The following is a 17,486-nucleotide window of genomic DNA, read 5'->3' as shown; positions in this document are numbered from 1 at the left end:
CGCCAGGCTCCGCGCTCACGGGCCTGCGAGCCGGCGCGCGAAGCGCGGCGTGCGCGTGAGCGCGATCGTCCCCGGTAGATCCGCGATAGCGCACCGTCCGGCGCCGTCCGGCGGCCGGCTACGGTACGATGGCGCGTGAAGGCCATCATGCGCCCCGCGCTGGCCGGGCGCCACTCACTGCATCATTCGCTGGAGCATGCACGCATGGGCAACTGGCACGACACGCGTATCCTCGATCTGTTCGGCATCGAGTTGCCGATCATCCAGGCCCCGATGGCGGGCGCGACCACGGCCGCGATGGTGATCGCGGCGAGCGAGGCGGGCGGCCTCGGCTCGCTGCCGGCCGCGCTGCTGTCGGTCGAGCAGATGAAGGCCGCGCTCGACCAGATTCGCGGCGCGACACGCAAGCCGATCAACGTCAATTTCTTCTCGCATACCGACCCGGCGCCCGACCCCGCCGCGCAGATGGCGTGGCGCGCGGCGCTCGCGCGCTATTACGTCGAACTCGGGCTCGATCCTGCCGAGCCCGTGCCCTCGTCGAGCCGCGCGCCGTTCAGCGACGCCTATTGCGAGATCGTCGAGGCGTACCGGCCGGAAGTGGTCAGCTTCCACTTCGGCCTGCCCGAGACGCGGCTCGTCGAGCGCGTGAAGCGCGCCGGCGCGCGCGTGATCTCGTCGGCGACGACGGTTGCGGAGGCGCGCTGGCTGGCCGAGCGCGGCGTGGACGCGATCATCGCGATGGGCTATGAGGCGGGCGGCCATCGCGGCAATTTCCTGTCGGACGACATGTCGACCCAGGTCGGCACCATCGCGCTGGTGCCGCAGATCGTCGATGCGGTGCCGGTGCCGGTGATCGCCGCGGGCGGCATCGCCGACCCGCGCGGTGTGCAGGCCGCGTTCGCGCTCGGCGCCTCGGCCGTGCAGATCGGCACGGCCTACCTGCTGACGCCCGAGGCGAAGATCAGCGCGTTCCATCGCGAGGCGCTGCGCACGGCCGGCGAGGACCAGACGGCGCTGACCAATTTGTTTACGGGCCGCCCGGCGCGCGGCATCACGAACCGGCTGATGCGCGAGATCGGGCCGATCTCGGCGGCGGCGCCGGTGTTTCCGACCGCGGGCGGCGCGCTCGTGCCGCTGCGCACCGTCACCGAGAAGGCCGGCCGGGCCGACTTCAGCAACATGTGGGCGGGGCAGGCGGCGCGGCTCGCGCGCGAGATGTCGACGGCGGCGCTGACGCGGTATCTGGTGGGGGCGGGATGAACGGTTGGGCTGCTTGCTGTCCGTTGCTCGCCGTCCCGCGTTTCGCGAGCGGCGTCCCGGCAAGCGGCGCGGGCTCCGTGCCTGCCGGGCAGCAATGAGAAAGGCCGGCGTTGAGCCGGCCTTTCTTAAACTTGTGGTGCCCAGGAGAGGACTCGAACCTCCACGATGTTGCCACCGCTAGGACCTGAACCTAGTGCGTCTACCAATTCCGCCACCTGGGCACAAGCTGCATCAAGCAAGACCGCAATCATAGCAGCGCGAATAATTGTGTCAATATCTTTTTGCATCGGCGCCGGGATCGGTCCGCTTGCCCGCCTCGTGCCCCGTTTCTCGGTTTTCGGCGCGGCGTCGGGTGATAGAATGACCCGCAACCTGGCGTCCGATCGTTCGAACCGGACAGGTAGTCCACGCAACGAGAACAACCATCGACAAGCCCTTGAGCAAGTATCCGTATCCCATCCCGAGCCGCGAAGAAATCCTCGGCGTGCTGCGCACGAGCGACGCCCCGCTGGCGGCGAACGACATAGCCGAAGCACTGTCGATCAAGCGCCAGGAGCGCGAGGGCTTCTTCCGGCGCGTCGCCGCGATGGAGCGCGACGGCCAGATCCGGCTCGACAAGCGCGGGCACTATCAACTGACTCATCCGTCGAACTTCGTGGCCGGACGCGTGCAGGGCCATCGCGACGGCTATGGATTCCTGATCCGCGACGACGGCCAGGACGACCTGTTCCTGCCGAGCGGCGAGATGCAGAAGGTCATGCACAACGATCGCGTGCTCGCACGGATCGTCGGCTACGACCGCCGCGGCCGCCCGGAAGGACATGTGGTCGAGGTCACCGACCGCGCCAACAAGCGCGTGATCGGCCGCCTGCTCAACGAGAACGGTGCGCTGATCTGCGCCCCCGAGGACAAGCGGATCGGCCACGACATCCTGATCACCCAGAATCCGAAGAAGGCCAAGGTCGGCCAGGTCGTGGTGGTCGAGCTGACCGAGTTTCCGAGCCGCCATTCGCAGCCGCTCGGCCGTGTCGAGGAAGTGCTCGGCGACATCGACGATCCGGGCATGGAGATCGAGATCGCGGTACGCAAGTACGGTGTACCGCACGAGTTCAGCCCGGCCGCGCTGGCCGCCTCGGCCGCGCTGCCGGACAAGGTGCGTCCGGTCGACCTGCGCTACCGCGTCGATCTGCGCGACGTGCCGCTCGTCACGATCGACGGCGAGGACGCGCGCGACTTCGACGACGCGGTCTACTGCGAACCGATGAAGGTCGGCCGTGGCGACGGCTTCCGGCTGATCGTCGCGATCGCCGACGTCTCGCACTACGTGAAGCCGGGCGAGGCGCTCGACGTCGACGCGCTCGAGCGCAGCACATCGGTCTACTTTCCGCGCCGCGTGATCCCGATGCTGCCCGAGAAGCTGTCGAACGGGCTCTGCTCGCTGAACCCGCAGGTGGACCGCTGCGTGCTGGTCTGCGACATGGTGGTGACCGCGCGCGGCGAAGTGAAGGCCTATCAGTTCTATCCGGCCGTGATCCACTCGGCGGCGCGCCTGACCTATACCGAGGTCGCGGCCGTGCTGGGCAACACCAAGGGGCCGGAGGCCGCGCGCCGTGCCGACCTGCTGCCTCATCTGCAGGACCTCTACGGCGTCTACAAGGCACTGTTCGCGGCGCGTCAGAAGCGCGGCGCGATCGATTTCGATACCACCGAGACCTACATCGTCTGCAACGCGCAGGGCAAGATCGAGCAGATCCTGCCGCGCCAGCGCAACGACGCGCACAAGCTGATCGAGGAATGCATGCTGGCCGCCAACGTCTGCGCGGCCGACTTCATGAAGCGCCACAAGCAGTCGGGCCTGTACCGCGTTCACGCCGGTCCGACGGCCGAGAAGCTCGAGAACCTGCGCTCGTTCCTGCGCGGCATGGGGCTCACGCTCGGCGGCGGCGAGAAGCCTCACGCCAGCGACTACGCGGCGCTGATGGCGAAGATCCGCGAGCGGCCCGACGCACAGATGCTGCAGCCGATGCTGCTGCGCTCGATGCAGCAAGCCGTCTACAGCCCCGACAACATCGGCCACTTCGGTCTGGCCTACGATGCCTACGCGCACTTCACGAGCCCGATCCGCCGCTATCCCGATCTGCTCACGCACCGCGCGATCTACGCGATCCTGTCCGGCCACCGGTACACGCCGAAGGCGCCCGACGGCGTGACGCTGAACACGGCGCTCTCGCCGCGGGCCCGCGCGATGCAGAAGGAAGACGGCGAAGCACGCGGCCGCGCGCGTTCGAACGACGCGATCTGGGAAGAGCTCGGCCTGCACTGCTCGGCCAACGAGCGCCGCGCCGACGAAGCCTCGCGCGACGTCGAGGCCTGGCTCAAGTGCTATTTCATGCGCGACAAGCTCGGCGAGGAATACGGCGGGATGGTCAACGGCGTGACGCCGTTCGGGATCTTCGTGCAGCTCGACACGCTGTTCATCGAGGGGCTCGTGCACGTCACCGAACTCGGCTCCGACTATTTCCAGTACGACGAGATCAAGAACGAACTGCGCGGCGAGCGTACCGGTATCCGCTACCGGCTGTCGGACCGCGTGCGCGTGCAGGTCGGCCGCGTCGATCTCGACGCGCGCAAGATCGACTTCCGGCTGGTGCGCGACACGCCCGTGAAGGCGCCGCGCGGAGCGGTCCCGGCGCCCGCGGAACGCGGCGCGGCGCGCGTGCGTGCGATGCCGGGCGTGACGAGCGAGGACGAGCCGGCGGTGGGGCGCCGCAAGGCGGCCGTCGGCAGCACCGGCGCGCCCGCCGCCAAGGATGCGCGCGCCGCGCATCCGGCCGCCAGGAAGAAGGGCGGCACGGCGGCCAAGTCGCCGGCCAAAAAGGCGCGTCCGCGCAAGAAATATTGACGCCGCGGCCGGCGCCGCCGTGCGCCGGCCCGGGCGGTCGATGAATCGAAGACGCCGCGTTGTCCGGCTGCGAGGCCGGCAACGCGGCGCTTCCGTTTGCAATGCTCGCGAGGCGCGCCGGCCGCGCCCCGCGTCAAGACGAAGGTTGCTCAGTCATGTCACGTTTGAAGGTTCTCTACGGTTTTCACGCGGTCACCGCCCGCTTGCGGCACGATGCGTCGACGGTCGCCGAGGTGTTGTACGACCAGACCCGGCGCGATCGCCGCATGACGGATTTCCTGCAGACCGCGAAGGAAGCCGGCGTGCGCCTGATCGCCGCCGACGAAACGCGCTTGTGGGGTCTCGCGCACACCGAGCGCCATCAGGGCGTGGTGGCGCGCGTCGAGGATCTGCCGCTCGCGCAGAACCTGGCGGAACTGCTCGACGGCATTCAGGGCCCGGCACTGCTGCTGGTGCTCGACGGCGTCACCGATCCGCACAATCTCGGCGCCTGCTTGCGCGTGGCCGACGCGGCCGGCGCGCACGCGATCATCGCGCCGCGCGACCGCGCCGTCGGCCTCAACGCGACGGCCGCCAAGGTCGCGAGCGGCGCGGCCGACACCGTGCCCTACATCACGGTGACGAATCTCGCGCGCGCGCTGCGCGAGCTGAAGGACGCGGGCGTCTGGGTGATCGGCACGGCCGACGACGCGCCGGCGAGCCTCTACGAGACCAAGCTCGACGGCCCGGTGGCGCTGGTGATGGGCGCCGAGGGCGAGGGCATGCGCCGCCTCACGCGCGATACCTGCGACGACGTGATGAACCTGCCGATGGCCGGCAGCGTCGAGAGCCTGAACGTGTCGGTGGCGAGCGGCGTGTGCCTGTACGAAGCCGTGCGCCAGCGGCGCGTGGCGGCCGCCGCGAAGTAAGCCGCAGGAGGCCGTGTTGATGAAAACGAGGCGCTGGCCGATCGCACGCCGGCCGGAGAGGATGACGGCGGGTAGCGCCGGCCGGCGCGGCGGTGTGCACGGTGCGCGCGTGCTGGCCGCGGCCTGCATCGCGGCGCTGCTGAGCGCCTGCAGCGCGCCCACGCTCGTCGATCGCGGCAGCTATCTCGCCGATACGGGCCATCCGGCGCGCGGCGCCGATTCGCGCGTGCGCTTTCTCGTGCTGCACTACACCGAGTCGGACGACCAGCGCGCGCGGTTCGTGCTGACCCACGACGAGGTCAGCGCCCATTACCTGGTTCCGAGCCATCCGTCCTACCGCGACGGCAAGCCCGTCGTGCTGCAACTGGTGCCGGAAAGCGAGCGTGCCTGGCACGCGGGCGTCAGCGACTGGCAGGGTACGACCGAGCTCAACGCGGCATCGATCGGCATCGAGATCGTCAATGCCGGCCCGCTCGACGCGCCGGCGAACCGGACCTGGCAGGCCTATCCGCCCGATCAGGTCGAGGCGGTGGTGAAGCTCGCGCAGGACATCGTCGCGCGCTACCGGATACCGCCGACGCGCGTGGTCGCGCACAGCGACATCGCTCCCCAGCGCAAGATCGATCCCGGTCCGGCCTTCCCTTGGCAGGCGCTCGCGCGCGCCGGCGTCGGCGCCTGGCCCGACGACGCCACCGTGGCCGCGCGGCTGGCGGGGCGCGCGCCCGGCGACCCGGCCGAGGTGCGCGGGCTGCAGCTGAAGCTCGCGCGCTACGGCTACGACGTGGCGACCGACGGCGTGCTCGACGCGCGCACGCGGCGCGTGTTCGCGGCGTTCCAGATGCATTTCCGGCCGGCCGACTACTCGGGCAATCCGGACGCGCAGACCGACGCGATCGCGCAGGCCCTGCTCGACAAGTATTTCCCCGATGCGGGCGTGCCGATCACGGCGCCGGCCGCCGCGGCCGGCCACGGCACGACGCCGTAGTTTCCCCGCGTTTCCGCTCGTTTCCGGTGCCGCCGCACGGCCGGGCGGCGGCGGATCCCCGTGGCCGTCCCGCTTGCCATCGGGCGCTCCGCGCGTCCGGTCCCTGCGGCGAGCCGAGTGTCGCGCCGGCGCCGCGCGCGCGACGAAAATCGACGCCGTGCCGGACGAGTCCGGTAAACTCGCCGCTTTCGCAATCAGCGCATTTCCCCTCTTTTCATGACTCAAGACGAACTCAAGCGCCTCGTCGGCCAGGCGGCCGCCGATTATGTGCTGGCGAACGTGCCGGAAGGCTCGGTGATCGGCGTCGGCACCGGATCCACCGCGAACTGCTTCATCGACGCGCTGGCCGCGATCAAGACGCGCTATCGCGGCGCGGTGTCGAGCTCGATCGCCACCACGCAGCGTCTGGCATCGCACGGCATCCGCGTGTTCGATCTCAACCAGATCGACGGCCTGCAGGTCTACGTGGACGGCGCCGACGAGATCGATGCGAGCGGCGCGATGATCAAGGGCGGCGGCGGGGCGCTCACGCGCGAGAAGATCGTGGCCTCGGTATCGGCCACCTTCGTCTGCATTGCCGACGCGAGCAAGCGCGTCGCGACACTCGGCGCGTTTCCGCTGCCGGTGGAAGTGGTGCCGATGGCGCGCACCGCGATCGGCCGCCGGCTGACCGCGCTGGGCGGCGTGCCGGTGCTGCGCGTCACGGGCGACGGCACGCCTTACCTGACCGATAACGGCAACGAGATCCTCGACGTGAAGGGGCTTGCCATCACCGATCCGCGCGGGTTGGAGGCCACGGTCAACGGCTGGCCCGGCGTCGTCACGGTCGGCCTGTTCGCCCAGCGCGGCGCCGATCTGTGCCTGCTCGGCGGCCCCGCCGGCGTGGAGACGATCGATTATCGCGGCGTTTAAGCGAGAGTTTAAAAACCATTGCGACGCGATTTGCGATCTTGCGGCAGCGCGTCCCGAGGCATCCTCGGCCGCAAACGTTTTGCGATGCCGACAATTCACCCGACGGTTTTTCCGAGCCCGTCGGGCTTTTTTTTTGCTATAGGATATCTAAACGAAATCCTAAGAGGGATTACCCTGTCAGGTGTTTACTAGATAGCATTGCGATCGCGAACTCAGCAATGTATCGAACATACGAAGAATAGTGTCGCGTACATTTCCAATAAAACGAGAGAAAGGGGGCCAGGCCTAACTGCGGGGCAGTACGCCAGCACAGATAAGTAACGGGGAGTTCTCGTATGGAACAGACAAAAGACAGGTCGCTCGTCAGCAAGGTAATGGACGGGCTCGTCACGGGGATCGTGGAAGACAAGTACGGCGGCATCCTGCCGCCTCAGGACGTGCTGTCGAGGGATTTCGACGTCAGCCGGACGGTGATGCGCGAAGCCCTGTCGATGTTGCTCGCGCGTGACATGCTCGATGTGCGTCCGAAAGTGGGCACGCGCGTCAGACCGATGCGCGACTGGCGCATGATCGACGAGGACGTGGTGAACTGGCGCTTCCGTGCGAAACCGGACCCGCAGTTCATGCGCGACGTGCTCGAATTCCGCATGCTGATCGAACCGCGCGCGACGGGGCAGGCCGCCGAGCGCGCGAACGCGGCGGAGATCGCCGGTATTCGTGAAGCCTTCGAGGCATTCCGCATGCTCGAGCCGGGCGAGGCGAACTACGACGCCGCCGACGAGCGTTTGCATGCGCGCATCGTTCAGGCGAGCGGCAACCAGTTCTACCAGCAGATGAGCGCGATCGTCTGCGGCGCGCTGCGGCTGGTGCGCGCGCAGGCGGCCAACCGTGAAGGCAACCACGAGCGGCTGGTGGGCCTGCACGAGCGCATCGTCGTGGCGATCGAGCAGCGCGACGCGCCCGCGGCGGAGGCGGCCGCGCGCGAACTGATCGACCTGACGACCGAGGTGCCGCGTCAGGCACCGGCGCAAGCGCATGCGGGCGCCGTGGGCGCCGTGGGCGTCGCGGGCTGAGGCGGGCTGCAGTCGCCGCGACGCTGCACGCGCTAGCCGGCGGGACATCGACCCGCGCCGGCCGTTATCATGACGGCCGGCCGCCGGCTTGGCCGGCGCGGTTTCCCGCCCCACTTCGATCCCGATGACCCTTCCTTCCTCCCAGCCGATCCGTTTCGGCATCGTCGGCGCCGGCGCGATCGCGCGCCGCTTCGCGCAATCGCTGGGCCACGTGCCGGATGCCGTGCTCGCGCAGGTCTGGGCGCGCCGCCCGGAGGCCGCCGCCGCGTTCTGCGCCGAGCTAGGCGGCACGCCCGCAGCGAGCTTCGAGGCGCTGTGCGCATCCGATCTGGATGCGATCTACATCGCCACCCTGAACGACAGCCACGCCCGTTATGCGATCGCCGCGCTCGCGGCCGGCAAGGCCGTGCTCTGCGAGAAGCCGGCCACCGTCAATGCGCGCGAACTCGAGGCCGTGCTGGCCGCCGCCGCGGCGGCCCGGAGGCTGTTCATGGAGGCCATGAAGCCGCCGTTCTATCCGCTCTACCGGCGCCTGCGCGAGCATCTGGCGCGCGACCCGATCGGCGCGGTCCGGCTGGTGCGGGCGGGCGGTGCGTTCTCGACGGTGCCGGCCGATCATCCGAGCTTCAGCGCCGCGGCGGCGGGCGGCGCGCTGCTCGACATCGGCATCTACGAGCTGTTTCTCGCCGTCGACTGGCTCGGCGAGGCGCACGAGGTGCAGACGCTCGGCCGGGTCGGCGCGAGCGGCGTGGACGTGTTCGCCAGCCTGAACAGCCGTCACGCCGAAGGCGGCATTGCGCAGCTGTTCTGCGGGCTCGACGTGATGGGGCGCGGCGACGCGCTGCTCGGCGCGGCGGGCGGGACCGTGACGATCCACGAGAACTGGTGGAATCCGGCCAAGGCGACGATCCGTTACGCGGACGGCCGCGTCGTCGAGCTGGACGCGCCGTTTTCGGGCGGCGGCCTCAACTACGAGACCGAGCATTTCTGCGCGCTGCTGCGCGAAGGGCGGCTCGAGAGTCCGGTGATGACGCACGCGCATTCGCGCCACATGATCGCGCTGTGCGATGCGGCGCGCGCGGCGCTCGGCGTGAGGTTCGCGGCGGACGACGCGAGCGCGGGCTGAGGGCCGGACGCCCAGCGCGACGCGCTCGGGCATCGCCGGAGGGCGCGTGGGCCTCGCGTCGGCGCGCGGGCCCGGCCCGCAGCCGGGCGCCGGCCGGCCTCAGTACCGCCCCGGCAGCGCGAGCCGGCGCTCGCACCAGCGCTGCACCCACTCGAGGATCTGGCACAGCACCCAGTACACGGCCGCGGCCGCCAGATAGAGCGGCAGCGGCTGGTAGGTCGAGGCGATGATCTCCTGGGCGCTGCGCAGCAGTTCCGTGACGGTGATCACCGAGACCAGCGAGGTGTCCTTGATCAGGCTGATGAGGCTGTTCGACAGGCTCGGCACGGCGATGCGCAGCGCCTGCGGGCCGATCACGTAGCGCAGCGTCTGGCTCCACGACAGGCCGAGGCTGTACGAGGCGAGCCACTGGCCGCTCTCGATGCCGTTGATCGCGCCGCGCATGCTTTCGGACATGTAGGCCGCGACGTTCGCCGACAGCGCGATCACGCCGGCCGGCGTCGGGTCGAGCGAGATGCCCAGGCTCGGCAGGCCGTAATAGATGACGAAGATCTGCACCAGCAGCGGCGTGCCGCGCATCAGGCTCACGTAGACGCGTGCGATGGCATTGAGCACGCGGCTGTGGGCGATGCCCATCAGCGCGAGCACGACGGCGGCGATGAGGCCGAACACCATCGACAGGACGGCGAACTTGACGGTCAATACCGCGCCCTGCGCAAGCACAGGCAGCGAATCGACGAGCAGGGAAGTGATCGACATGTGGGGCGGGTGAGGCAGGCGCGAAAAGCGCCATCATAAACCGACGATACAAAGCGAAGGGCGGCACCGTCGCCGGTGCCGCCCTGCAAGCGCGTGCTTGGCGCGCGGCGTGACTTACTTGATCGGCTTGGACACGTCGATGCCGAACCACTTGTCCGAGATCTTCGCGAACGTGCCGTCGGCCTCGAGCTGGGTCATCGCGTCGTCGATCGCCTTGGCGAACTTCGGGTTGCCCTTCTTGAACGGGATCGCCGAGGGTTCGCCGGCCTGCAGCGTCGCGCCGGTGCGCAGCGGCAGCTGCGAGTTCTTCAGCAGGTAGGCGAGCATCAGGCGGTCGTTGAGCGCCGCGTCGAGGCGCCCGGCCGCGAGGTCGCGCAGATATTCGGGCGCGCCCGGATAGGTCTTCACGTCGATGCCCGGCACCGACTTGGCCATGTCCATGTAGTTGGTGCCGAGGCCCACGCCGAGCTTCTTGCCCTTGAGGTCGTCGAGCGACTTGAACTGGCGCGGATCGTCCTTGCGCTGGATCAGCTGCGCGGCCGAGTAGGTGTAGGCCGGCGAGAAGTCGAGCACTTCCTTGCGCTTGTCGGTTACGCCCACCTGGTTGACGATCACGTCGAACTTGCCGGCCTGCAGGCCGGCGATGATGCCGCTCCATTCGGTCGTGACGAATTCTGGCTTCACGCCGAGCTTGGCGGCCACGGCCTTGGCGATATCGACGTCGTAGCCGACCAGGTCGCCCTGCGGCGACTTCGAGTTGAACGGCGGGAACGTGCCTTCGAGGCCGATGCGCAGCGTGCCGCGCTGTTTGACCTGATCGAGCAGATCGGCCGCGTGCGCGGTGGCGGCGACGAGCGACGCGCCGATCAGGCCGGCGCCGAGGAGCTTCTTCAGCAACGCAATCTTCATTCTGTTCCCTGTAATGCCCGCAGCGGGCGTTGACGATAGCCGCGCATCATAGCGAAGCGGCGGGACACGCCTAACTATCGTTTGCTCATTTCCATATAACCGCGGCATCAGCCGCGCGCGATGGCGCGCACGCAATCGGCGACGAGCGGCGGCCCGCGATAGATGAAGCCCGTGTACAGCTGCACCAGCGACGCGCCCGCGGCGAGTTTCGCCCGCGCGTCATCGCCCGAAAAAATACCGCCCACCCCGATGATCGGCACCGCGCCGCCCAGTTCGGCGTGCAGCTTGCGGATCACCTGGTTGGACGCGTCGAGCACCGGCCGCCCCGACAGGCCGCCCGCTTCCTCGGCGTGCGGCAGGCCCTGCACGGCCGCGCGCGAGAGCGTGGTGTTGGTGGCGATCACGGCCTCGATGCGATGGCGCAGCAGCAGCGCGGCGATTTCCTTGATCTGTTCGTCGTCGAGGTCGGGCGCGATCTTCAGCGCGAGCGGCACCAGCTTGCCGTGCAGGTCGGCCAGGCGCGCCTGCTTGTCCTTCAGCGCGGCGAGCAGCGCGTCGAGCTCGTTCGAACCCTGAAGCTGTCGCAGGTTCTTCGTGTTCGGCGACGAGATGTTGATCGTCACGTAGCTCGCAAACGGATAGACGCGTTCGAGGCAATAGAGGTAATCGTCGGCCGCGCGCTCGATCGGCGTGTCGGCGTTCTTGCCGATGTTCAGGCCCAGCACGCCACGATAGCGCGCGGCCTGCACGTTCTTCACGAACTGCTCGACGCCGTGGTTGTTGAAGCCCATCCGGTTGATCACCGCCTCGGCCTGCGGCAGGCGGAAGATGCGCGGACGCGGGTTGCCCGGCTGTGGGCGCGGCGTGACCGTGCCGACTTCGATGAAGCCGAAGCCGAGCGCGGCGAGCCCGTCGATGCAGGCGCCGTCCTTGTCGAGCCCGGCCGCGAGCCCGACCGGGTTGCGGAACGTGAGGCCCATCACCGTGCGCGGCGCGTCCGGCACGCTCGGCGCGAGCAGCCCCGCCACGCCGGCGCGGCCGGCGGCGCCGAGCAGGCGCAGCGTCAGGTGGTGGGCGTCTTCCGCGTCCATCCGGAACAGGGACGCGCGGGCAAGCGGATAAAGGGAACTGAACACGAAGGGAAGGGCGGCGCCGAAAATTGATAACCCGGTATTTTAACCGAACGGCGGCCGGACCCGGCCGCCGCAGCGTCAGCGCGTGCCGCCGTGGCCGGCCGGCAGCGGCGCGCGCCCGAGCGCCGCATCGACGGGCGGCAGGCCCACGGCGCCCGGGTCGAGCGGCTTCCAGCGGCCGTCGACGAGCCCCTCGAGCGGCCGGAAATTCGCCTTGTACGCCATCTTCGGGCTTTCGCGGATCCAGTAGCCGAGATAGACGTAGGGCAGGCGCAGGCTGCGTGCCTGCTCGATCTGCCAGAGGATGTTGTAGGTGCCGTAGCTGGCGTGCCCGTGTCCGGGTTCGAAGAACGTATAGACCGACGAGAGGCCATCGCCGAGGATGTCGATCATGCTGATCATGCGCAGCGTGCCGCGCGTGGTCGCGCCTTGCTCGCCCGGCACGGGCTCGCGGAACTCCACTAGCCGCGAATTGATCCGGCTTTGCAGCAGGAACTGCTCGTACTGGTCACGGCTGTCGCGATCCATGCCGCCGCCTGCGTGCCGGGCGGACTGATAGCGCATGTAGAGCGCGTAGTGCTCCTCGTCGTAATGCAGCGGCGACACCGTGGCCAGCAGCGCGCGATGGCGGTTCCACATCTTGCGCTGGGTGCGGCCCGGCGTGAATGCGTCCACCGGCACGCGCACCGGGATGCAGGCGCGGCAGCCGTCGCAGTAGGGGCGGTAGGTGAACACGCCCGAGCGGCGAAAGCCGGCCTTGACGAGCTCGGTGTAGATGTCGGAATTGATCAGATGGCTCGGCGTCGCCACCTGCGAGCGCGCGACGCGGCCGTCGAGATAACTGCATGGGTAGGGCGCGGTGGCATAGAACTGCAATGCCGAAAGCGGTGAAAGCGGCAGCTCAGTGGGATGAGTCATGGGCAGCTCTCGAAGCGGACTGGCGCGTCAGCGGGCCCGGCGCGCGGCGCCGCGGCCCGTCGCGCGCCGTGCCGGACCCGAACGGATGCCGCAGGCCGGCCCGGTGCGACGGCGCGCTGCGCGGGCGCCATGGGCGGCGGGTGCGGCGGTCGGCGTGGCGGGCGACGCGAACTGGCGGCGGATCGTCGGGGTGGGCATCGGATAACGGGTCGAATGGTGCCGGCCTGGCGGGAGCCGGCCGGTCGGATGACGGTAAAGGTAACATGAAAATTATCGTGCCGAGACGTCTTCGCGGGGTTCCCGCGTGCCGCCCGGAAGCGGCGCGGGGCGGCCGATTCGGCGCGATTTTGTGATGGCCGCCGGGTGCCTAGCCGGGCCGCCGGCCGCGCTGGGGCGGCTCCGGTCCGGCCTGGCGCGCGCCGGCCTCAGCCGGCCTCGGCCGCGCCGGTCAGGCGCACGAGCACCTGCTTGTCGAAGCGCCAGGGAATGCCGGGCTCGCCGGTGGCGGCGCGCACGTGAGCGACGAAGCGACGGCGGTCGATTTCGCGGCCGCCGAGCGAGGCGAGGTGGCTGGTGTTCTGCTGGCAGTCGATCATCTCGACGCCGTGCTCGAGCAGATGGGCGACGAGCGCGGCGAGCGCGATCTTGGAGGCGTCGGTGGCATGCGCGAACATCGATTCGCCGAAGAACATCCGGCCGAATGCGACACCGTAGAGTCCGCCGACGCGCTTGCCGTCGAACCAGGTCTCGACGCTGTGCGCGTTGCCGGCGCGGTGCAGCGCCGTGTAGGCGGCGACGATCTCGTCGGTGATCCAGGTGCCGCGCTGGCCCGGCCGCGGTGCCTGCGCGCAGGCACGCATCACGGCGGCGAAGTCGGCGTCGACGCGGACTTCCCAGCGCGCGTCGCGCATTACGCGGCGCAGCGTCTTGCGGAACGTGGTCGAGACGCGAAACTCGGCCGGCACCAGGATCATGCGCGGGTCGGGGCTCCACCAGAGCACGGGCTGGCCGTCGGAGTACCACGGAAAGATGCCGCGATGGTAGGCGTCGGCCACGCGCGCCGGGTGCAGTTCGGCGCTCGCGGCGAGCAGGCCCGGCGCGCCGCTCGCGGGGCCGAGCGCGCGCTCGACGGATGGGAACGGAGCGTCGGGGGCGAGCCAGGGGACCATGCCGGTGCCGCGTGTCAGCCGTTGCGCAGCGAGCGGAAGATATCGCCGGTATGCACGCCGAACGAGCCGGCTTCGCGATCGGCGAAGAACAGGCGCAGCGTCTGGCTGACGGTGGGGAACGCGATCTCGTCCCAGGGGATCTCGGCTTCGTCGAACAGCCTCACCTCCAGGCTTTCCTCGCCCGCCGAATAGGCTGGATCGGTCAGGCGCGCCAGATAGAACAGATGGACCTGGTGCACGTGCGGCACGTTGAGCAGCGTGAACAGATTCTGCACCTCGACCTGCGCGCCCGCCTCCTCGAGCGTTTCGCGCGCGGCGGCCTCCGAGGTGGTCTCGCCCATTTCCATGAAACCCGCGGGCAGCGTCCAGTAGCCGTAGCGCGGTTCGATCGCGCGCCGGCACAGCAGCACCTGGTCGCCCCATACCGGCACGGTGCCGACCACGTTGCGCGGATTCTGGTAGTGGATCGTGCCGCATTGGTCGCAGACGAAGCGTTCGCGGTTGTCGCCGATCGGGATTCGCGTAACGACTTCGTGGCCGCAGACTGAGCAGAATTTCATGGGAATGGGGAGCGAAAGGGTGATGCGAGTGTATCACCGCAACCGGAAACGACCTCATTCGAGCCTGGCGGATCGGACGCCGGATGAGGCATACTTCGCGACGCTGCCTGCGATCCAATCGGCAGCATGATTGCCTCGGTCGTTCCACTTAAAAATCTCAGAACACTGTCCGAACGAGTGAGGCCACCTCTGTTTCGGGCCTGCGAATCCGTGGGCTACTTACCCAGCATGGCAGGTTCTGGTGGGTCCGCAACCCGCCTGGCAGGCGCCGTGCGCCTGCTAGAATGGTTGACCGTGTTTTCGTATGAATAAAATGACAAACGCCTACAACTATTTGGGGCACCCGGACCTCACACCGGCCGAGTTGTTTTTCTTCATCGCAGCGCAGGAAACCTGCGAGCAGGTCGGAATCGATGACATCGAAGGCGTGATCCTGATTCTGTCCGGCTGGCCGCTCTTGCCGACGCGCGGGAAGTTCGCCGGCGCTACCAAGGGCACGTCCGTCGCGTCGGTCATGGCGCGTTCGGTTTTCCGGTTCCAGTTCAAGCGTCGAGTTTTGCCAACGCTAACCCTTGAAAGCATCAAATCGTTTCGGGTCATCCTTACCCGGAAGTTGAGCGTCTTCGTCGGGCGCGCTGTCCCAGGGCTCGGATGGGTGTTGCTTGCACGTGACGCGTTCATCATCGTGCGGAACACCGTTGCCAAATACAACGGGATGGTCAGGCCTGAGGATCGGGTGCTCTGATGGCAGACGTATCTTGGGAAGCAATCGAGGCGTTTGTCCGGGCCGAGGTCGGGCTGGGTCCGTCGAAACCATTGACCCGTGATACACGGTTATGGGAAGACCTGGGCATGACCGGTGACGACGCCAACGATTTCATGGGGTGTTTTTTCGAAAGGTTTCAGATCGATCCCGGTGATTTCGATTTTCATCGCTACTTTCTGATGGAAGGTGAAGGCGGCCTGTATTCCCTGTTCCGGCGCTGGGTTTTGCGAAAACCCAAAACTCGACGAGAGCCAATAACACTTGGCATGCTCCATCTTGCGGCCCTTGACCGGAAATGGAGTTCTTTTGCCCGGTTGTGAGCGAGCAATCAAGCAGGTTCCCTGCAAAACGCAAGCCCCAGACGTGCCACGGCCCCCTGTTTGACAGGGGGCCGTGGTCTGCTACCTTGGGGTGGCGGTTCCGCGAGGTTGTCGCCTCGGGAACTGGATTGAGTAGTGTGCGCTACAACAACCCAAACTTTGGCCCAATGAACCCAGCATAGCGATCCGAAGCCCCAGGTCAAGTTCCGCCGCCGACCTGATCCAGCCTCGACGCCCGCAGCGCAGAGCCGCCGGAGATCTGAGCAAGGACGTGTCAGGGTAACCAGCCCCTGGTGTCTGGGAGCGGTACCGGCCTCGCTCATCATTGGACCAGCGACCCCGGCAGCAGACGATCTTGAACCGCGCGACCCTCGCGCGATCCGGCCCGCAGTGCTTCGTCCCGCGAGGGTTCCGGGTATGGCTCAATCTGGTCCGGATCGTGTGCCCCGACGGCTCGGCATGGCAATGGGTGAGACGCGATGAGCGGGGAAGCGCCTGGCGACGGCCAGGACACGGTGCACAGCGTCAACGGAGAGGTGCCGCCGAAAGGCGGTGGACAGACCTGGTACCGGGGGCGTGCGAGCCTTGAACTGTCCGTAGTGAGTAGCGCAACGATCTCACTCCCGGCAATGGCACCGTTCAGCAGCATCGAACGGGACGGCCGAAGCCTGGGTCAGCCCTTCCATGCATGTCGCATATTTTGCGGCAAGCAGGGAAGAGGCTTTCCCGGACTACTTCGGCTGGGGCGGTAGCCCCGGGCGGGCCCGGGAAAGACGAACCAGGGGCGGGGGAATGGCAAAACCGTACCACTCTCCGGATTCGGCCACCTTCAGAGGGTACCGGCCGGAGGCAAACCCGACGGGCATCTGGCCTCCATGATCAGGCACAGAATAACCCTTCCCGATCTCATCCACGCGCGCGCCAGCGCGCATCAAGCCAGAGTCGGAAAAACGGGCGCGCGCCAGTTCTTGCGCCACGCCCGGGCATGTGTAATAACGGTGCGAAATTCGTTAAGCCTTAAAATACCAGTAGGCGTGAACTTTTTTCAGCTCTTCGATCCAGCACTTCATAATGTCGGAAGTATCACGGCCAAGTTGGTTTGCTAGATCAAAAAAGCCGGGCCCGGGTTGCATATCTCCATGTTTGTGAACAACGATGACACTCAACATGCCCCGGCCAGCAGCGTCTTCATCCTCCGATATTTCCCTAAGCAACTGGAAGAGGCGTTGATCGTGAGCGCCAAGTCGCACGGACCTTATTTGTGCAACAAGGTCGGAATAGGGAATCGAACCGCGCATTTTAGCGCGAGCGGCCAAGATGTTTTTGGCTTCATGTTTGGCGTTATCCCACTCAGATTGGGTAAATCCATAATCATTTAAAAGCATTTTACTTAATCCTTTCGATATGGAGTGGCGCAAATTCTACAATATCTAATATTGCCTCTAACGCACTTTGCGACCTAACTGCGGGGGCTGACGGGCGTCACTTCACGTCGTCCACCGGCAGCGCTCGCCTTCCCACCGTCGGGCAGCCAGGAAGCCTGTCAACCGGCCGTCGTATGCCAGAGCGTCCAGGTCGATCGGCCAGCGCAGCGCTCCACCACGGCCTTCAAATCCGGCAGGTCACGGACGTACCCCAGGTGCGTGTCCGCGTCCGTTCGATCCTTGTGGCACGTGATCTTGAACGTCTGCGCCGTGTTGGTACCGCCGTTCGCCAGCGCCGTGATCACGTTGACGCGGAACGAGTGGAACGACTTCCGAGCGTCCAAAATACCTAGGTTCGTCAA

The 17,486-nt window shown here is 67.5% G+C and carries 17 protein-coding genes and 1 tRNA gene; 9 read left to right on the top strand and 9 right to left on the bottom strand.

Translation table 11 applies throughout. From position 1 onward, the window contains the following. Nucleotides 1-204 precede the first annotated feature (204 nt). Complete coding sequence (locus KS03_RS26395) at nucleotides 205-1,260, top strand: NAD(P)H-dependent flavin oxidoreductase (RefSeq protein WP_015875956.1); 1,056 nt, start codon at nucleotides 205-207, stop codon at nucleotides 1,258-1,260. 134 nt (nucleotides 1,261-1,394) lie between these two features. On the opposite strand, the gene KS03_RS26390 is transcribed toward KS03_RS26395, so the two are convergent. Beyond that, nucleotides 1,395-1,481, bottom strand: a tRNA-Leu gene (locus KS03_RS26390). A 215-nt stretch (nucleotides 1,482-1,696) separates the two neighbouring features. Between KS03_RS26390 and rnr the strand changes: the two genes are divergently transcribed. The 6 genes from rnr to KS03_RS26360 all read left to right on the top strand — a co-directional run bounded on the left by rnr (nucleotide 1,697) and on the right by KS03_RS26360 (nucleotide 9,166). Continuing rightward, nucleotides 1,697-4,162, top strand: a complete 2,466-nt coding sequence (gene rnr, locus KS03_RS26385) for a ribonuclease R (RefSeq protein WP_015875955.1) — start codon at nucleotides 1,697-1,699, stop codon at nucleotides 4,160-4,162. 155 nt (nucleotides 4,163-4,317) lie between these two features. Beyond that, nucleotides 4,318-5,070 carry a 23S rRNA (guanosine(2251)-2'-O)-methyltransferase RlmB gene (rlmB, locus tag KS03_RS26380; RefSeq protein ID WP_015875954.1) on the top strand — a complete coding sequence of 251 codons (753 nt, stop codon included), beginning with the start codon at nucleotides 4,318-4,320 and terminating at the stop codon, nucleotides 5,068-5,070. 61 nt (nucleotides 5,071-5,131) lie between these two features. Continuing rightward, nucleotides 5,132-6,055 carry an N-acetylmuramoyl-L-alanine amidase gene (locus KS03_RS26375; protein WP_015875953.1) on the top strand — a complete coding sequence of 308 codons (924 nt, stop codon included), beginning with the start codon at nucleotides 5,132-5,134 and terminating at the stop codon, nucleotides 6,053-6,055. 216 nt (nucleotides 6,056-6,271) lie between these two features. Then, nucleotides 6,272-6,967, top strand: coding sequence for a ribose-5-phosphate isomerase RpiA (gene rpiA, locus KS03_RS26370; protein ID WP_015875952.1), 696 nt, complete (start codon nucleotides 6,272-6,274; stop codon nucleotides 6,965-6,967). Nucleotides 6,968-7,302: 335 nt separating this feature from the next. After that, the gene (locus KS03_RS26365) at nucleotides 7,303-8,040 is read left to right on the top strand and encodes a FadR/GntR family transcriptional regulator (RefSeq protein WP_015875951.1); all 738 of its coding nucleotides are present in this window, start codon (nucleotides 7,303-7,305) and stop codon (nucleotides 8,038-8,040) included. Nucleotides 8,041-8,164: 124 nt separating this feature from the next. Further along, entirely contained in the window at nucleotides 8,165-9,166 is a 1,002-nt protein-coding gene (locus KS03_RS26360) for a Gfo/Idh/MocA family protein (protein WP_015875950.1), read from the top strand. Between the two features lie 99 nt (nucleotides 9,167-9,265). Here KS03_RS26360 and KS03_RS26355 read toward each other — a convergent pair whose 3' ends face one another. The 6 genes from KS03_RS26355 to KS03_RS26330 all read right to left on the bottom strand — a co-directional run bounded on the left by KS03_RS26355 (nucleotide 9,266) and on the right by KS03_RS26330 (nucleotide 14,614). Next, nucleotides 9,266-9,925, bottom strand: a complete 660-nt coding sequence (locus KS03_RS26355) for an amino acid ABC transporter permease (protein ID WP_015875949.1) — start codon at nucleotides 9,923-9,925, stop codon at nucleotides 9,266-9,268. Between the two features lie 114 nt (nucleotides 9,926-10,039). Beyond that, nucleotides 10,040-10,834, bottom strand: coding sequence for a cystine ABC transporter substrate-binding protein (locus KS03_RS26350; protein ID WP_015875948.1), 795 nt, complete (start codon nucleotides 10,832-10,834; stop codon nucleotides 10,040-10,042). Nucleotides 10,835-10,941: 107 nt separating this feature from the next. Further along, a complete protein-coding gene (locus KS03_RS26345; RefSeq protein ID WP_015875947.1) occupies nucleotides 10,942-11,970 on the bottom strand; it encodes a quinone-dependent dihydroorotate dehydrogenase in 1,029 nt (342 codons plus the stop codon). Between the two features lie 75 nt (nucleotides 11,971-12,045). After that, nucleotides 12,046-12,885 (bottom strand): arginyltransferase, encoded by an 840-nt coding sequence (locus KS03_RS26340; protein WP_015875946.1) that lies wholly within the window; start codon nucleotides 12,883-12,885, stop codon nucleotides 12,046-12,048. Between the two features lie 425 nt (nucleotides 12,886-13,310). Beyond that, entirely contained in the window at nucleotides 13,311-14,054 is a 744-nt protein-coding gene (gene aat, locus KS03_RS26335) for a leucyl/phenylalanyl-tRNA--protein transferase (protein WP_015875945.1), read from the bottom strand. 14 nt (nucleotides 14,055-14,068) lie between these two features. Then, nucleotides 14,069-14,614 carry an NUDIX hydrolase gene (locus KS03_RS26330; RefSeq protein ID WP_015875944.1) on the bottom strand — a complete coding sequence of 182 codons (546 nt, stop codon included), beginning with the start codon at nucleotides 14,612-14,614 and terminating at the stop codon, nucleotides 14,069-14,071. Nucleotides 14,615-14,927: 313 nt separating this feature from the next. Between KS03_RS26330 and KS03_RS26325 the strand changes: the two genes are divergently transcribed. Together KS03_RS26325 and KS03_RS30565 are read left to right on the top strand one after the other, a co-directional pair. Next, complete coding sequence (locus tag KS03_RS26325) at nucleotides 14,928-15,359, top strand: STM2901 family protein (RefSeq protein WP_234038086.1); 432 nt, start codon at nucleotides 14,928-14,930, stop codon at nucleotides 15,357-15,359. Beyond that, on the top strand, nucleotides 15,359-15,700 hold the full coding sequence (locus tag KS03_RS30565; protein ID WP_015875942.1) for a DUF1493 family protein: 342 nt from the start codon (nucleotides 15,359-15,361) through the stop codon (nucleotides 15,698-15,700). The genes KS03_RS26325 and KS03_RS30565 overlap by 1 nt, the downstream gene beginning before the upstream one ends. A gap of 1,010 nt (nucleotides 15,701-16,710) precedes the next feature. Here the strand turns inward: KS03_RS30565 and KS03_RS31790 are convergent. Both KS03_RS31790 and KS03_RS26320 read right to left on the bottom strand, forming a co-directional pair. Further along, complete coding sequence (locus KS03_RS31790; RefSeq protein ID WP_015875941.1) at nucleotides 16,711-17,085, bottom strand: hypothetical protein; 375 nt, start codon at nucleotides 17,083-17,085, stop codon at nucleotides 16,711-16,713. A 158-nt stretch (nucleotides 17,086-17,243) separates the two neighbouring features. Further along, complete coding sequence (locus KS03_RS26320) at nucleotides 17,244-17,486, bottom strand: site-specific integrase (RefSeq protein ID WP_127913948.1); 243 nt, start codon at nucleotides 17,484-17,486, stop codon at nucleotides 17,244-17,246.

The organism is Burkholderia glumae LMG 2196 = ATCC 33617, from assembly GCF_000960995.1.
GTDB lineage: Bacteria > Pseudomonadota > Gammaproteobacteria > Burkholderiales > Burkholderiaceae > Burkholderia > Burkholderia glumae.
The sequence above is the reverse complement of the archived record's forward strand: the minus strand, read 5'-3'. Positions and strand labels throughout refer to the sequence as shown.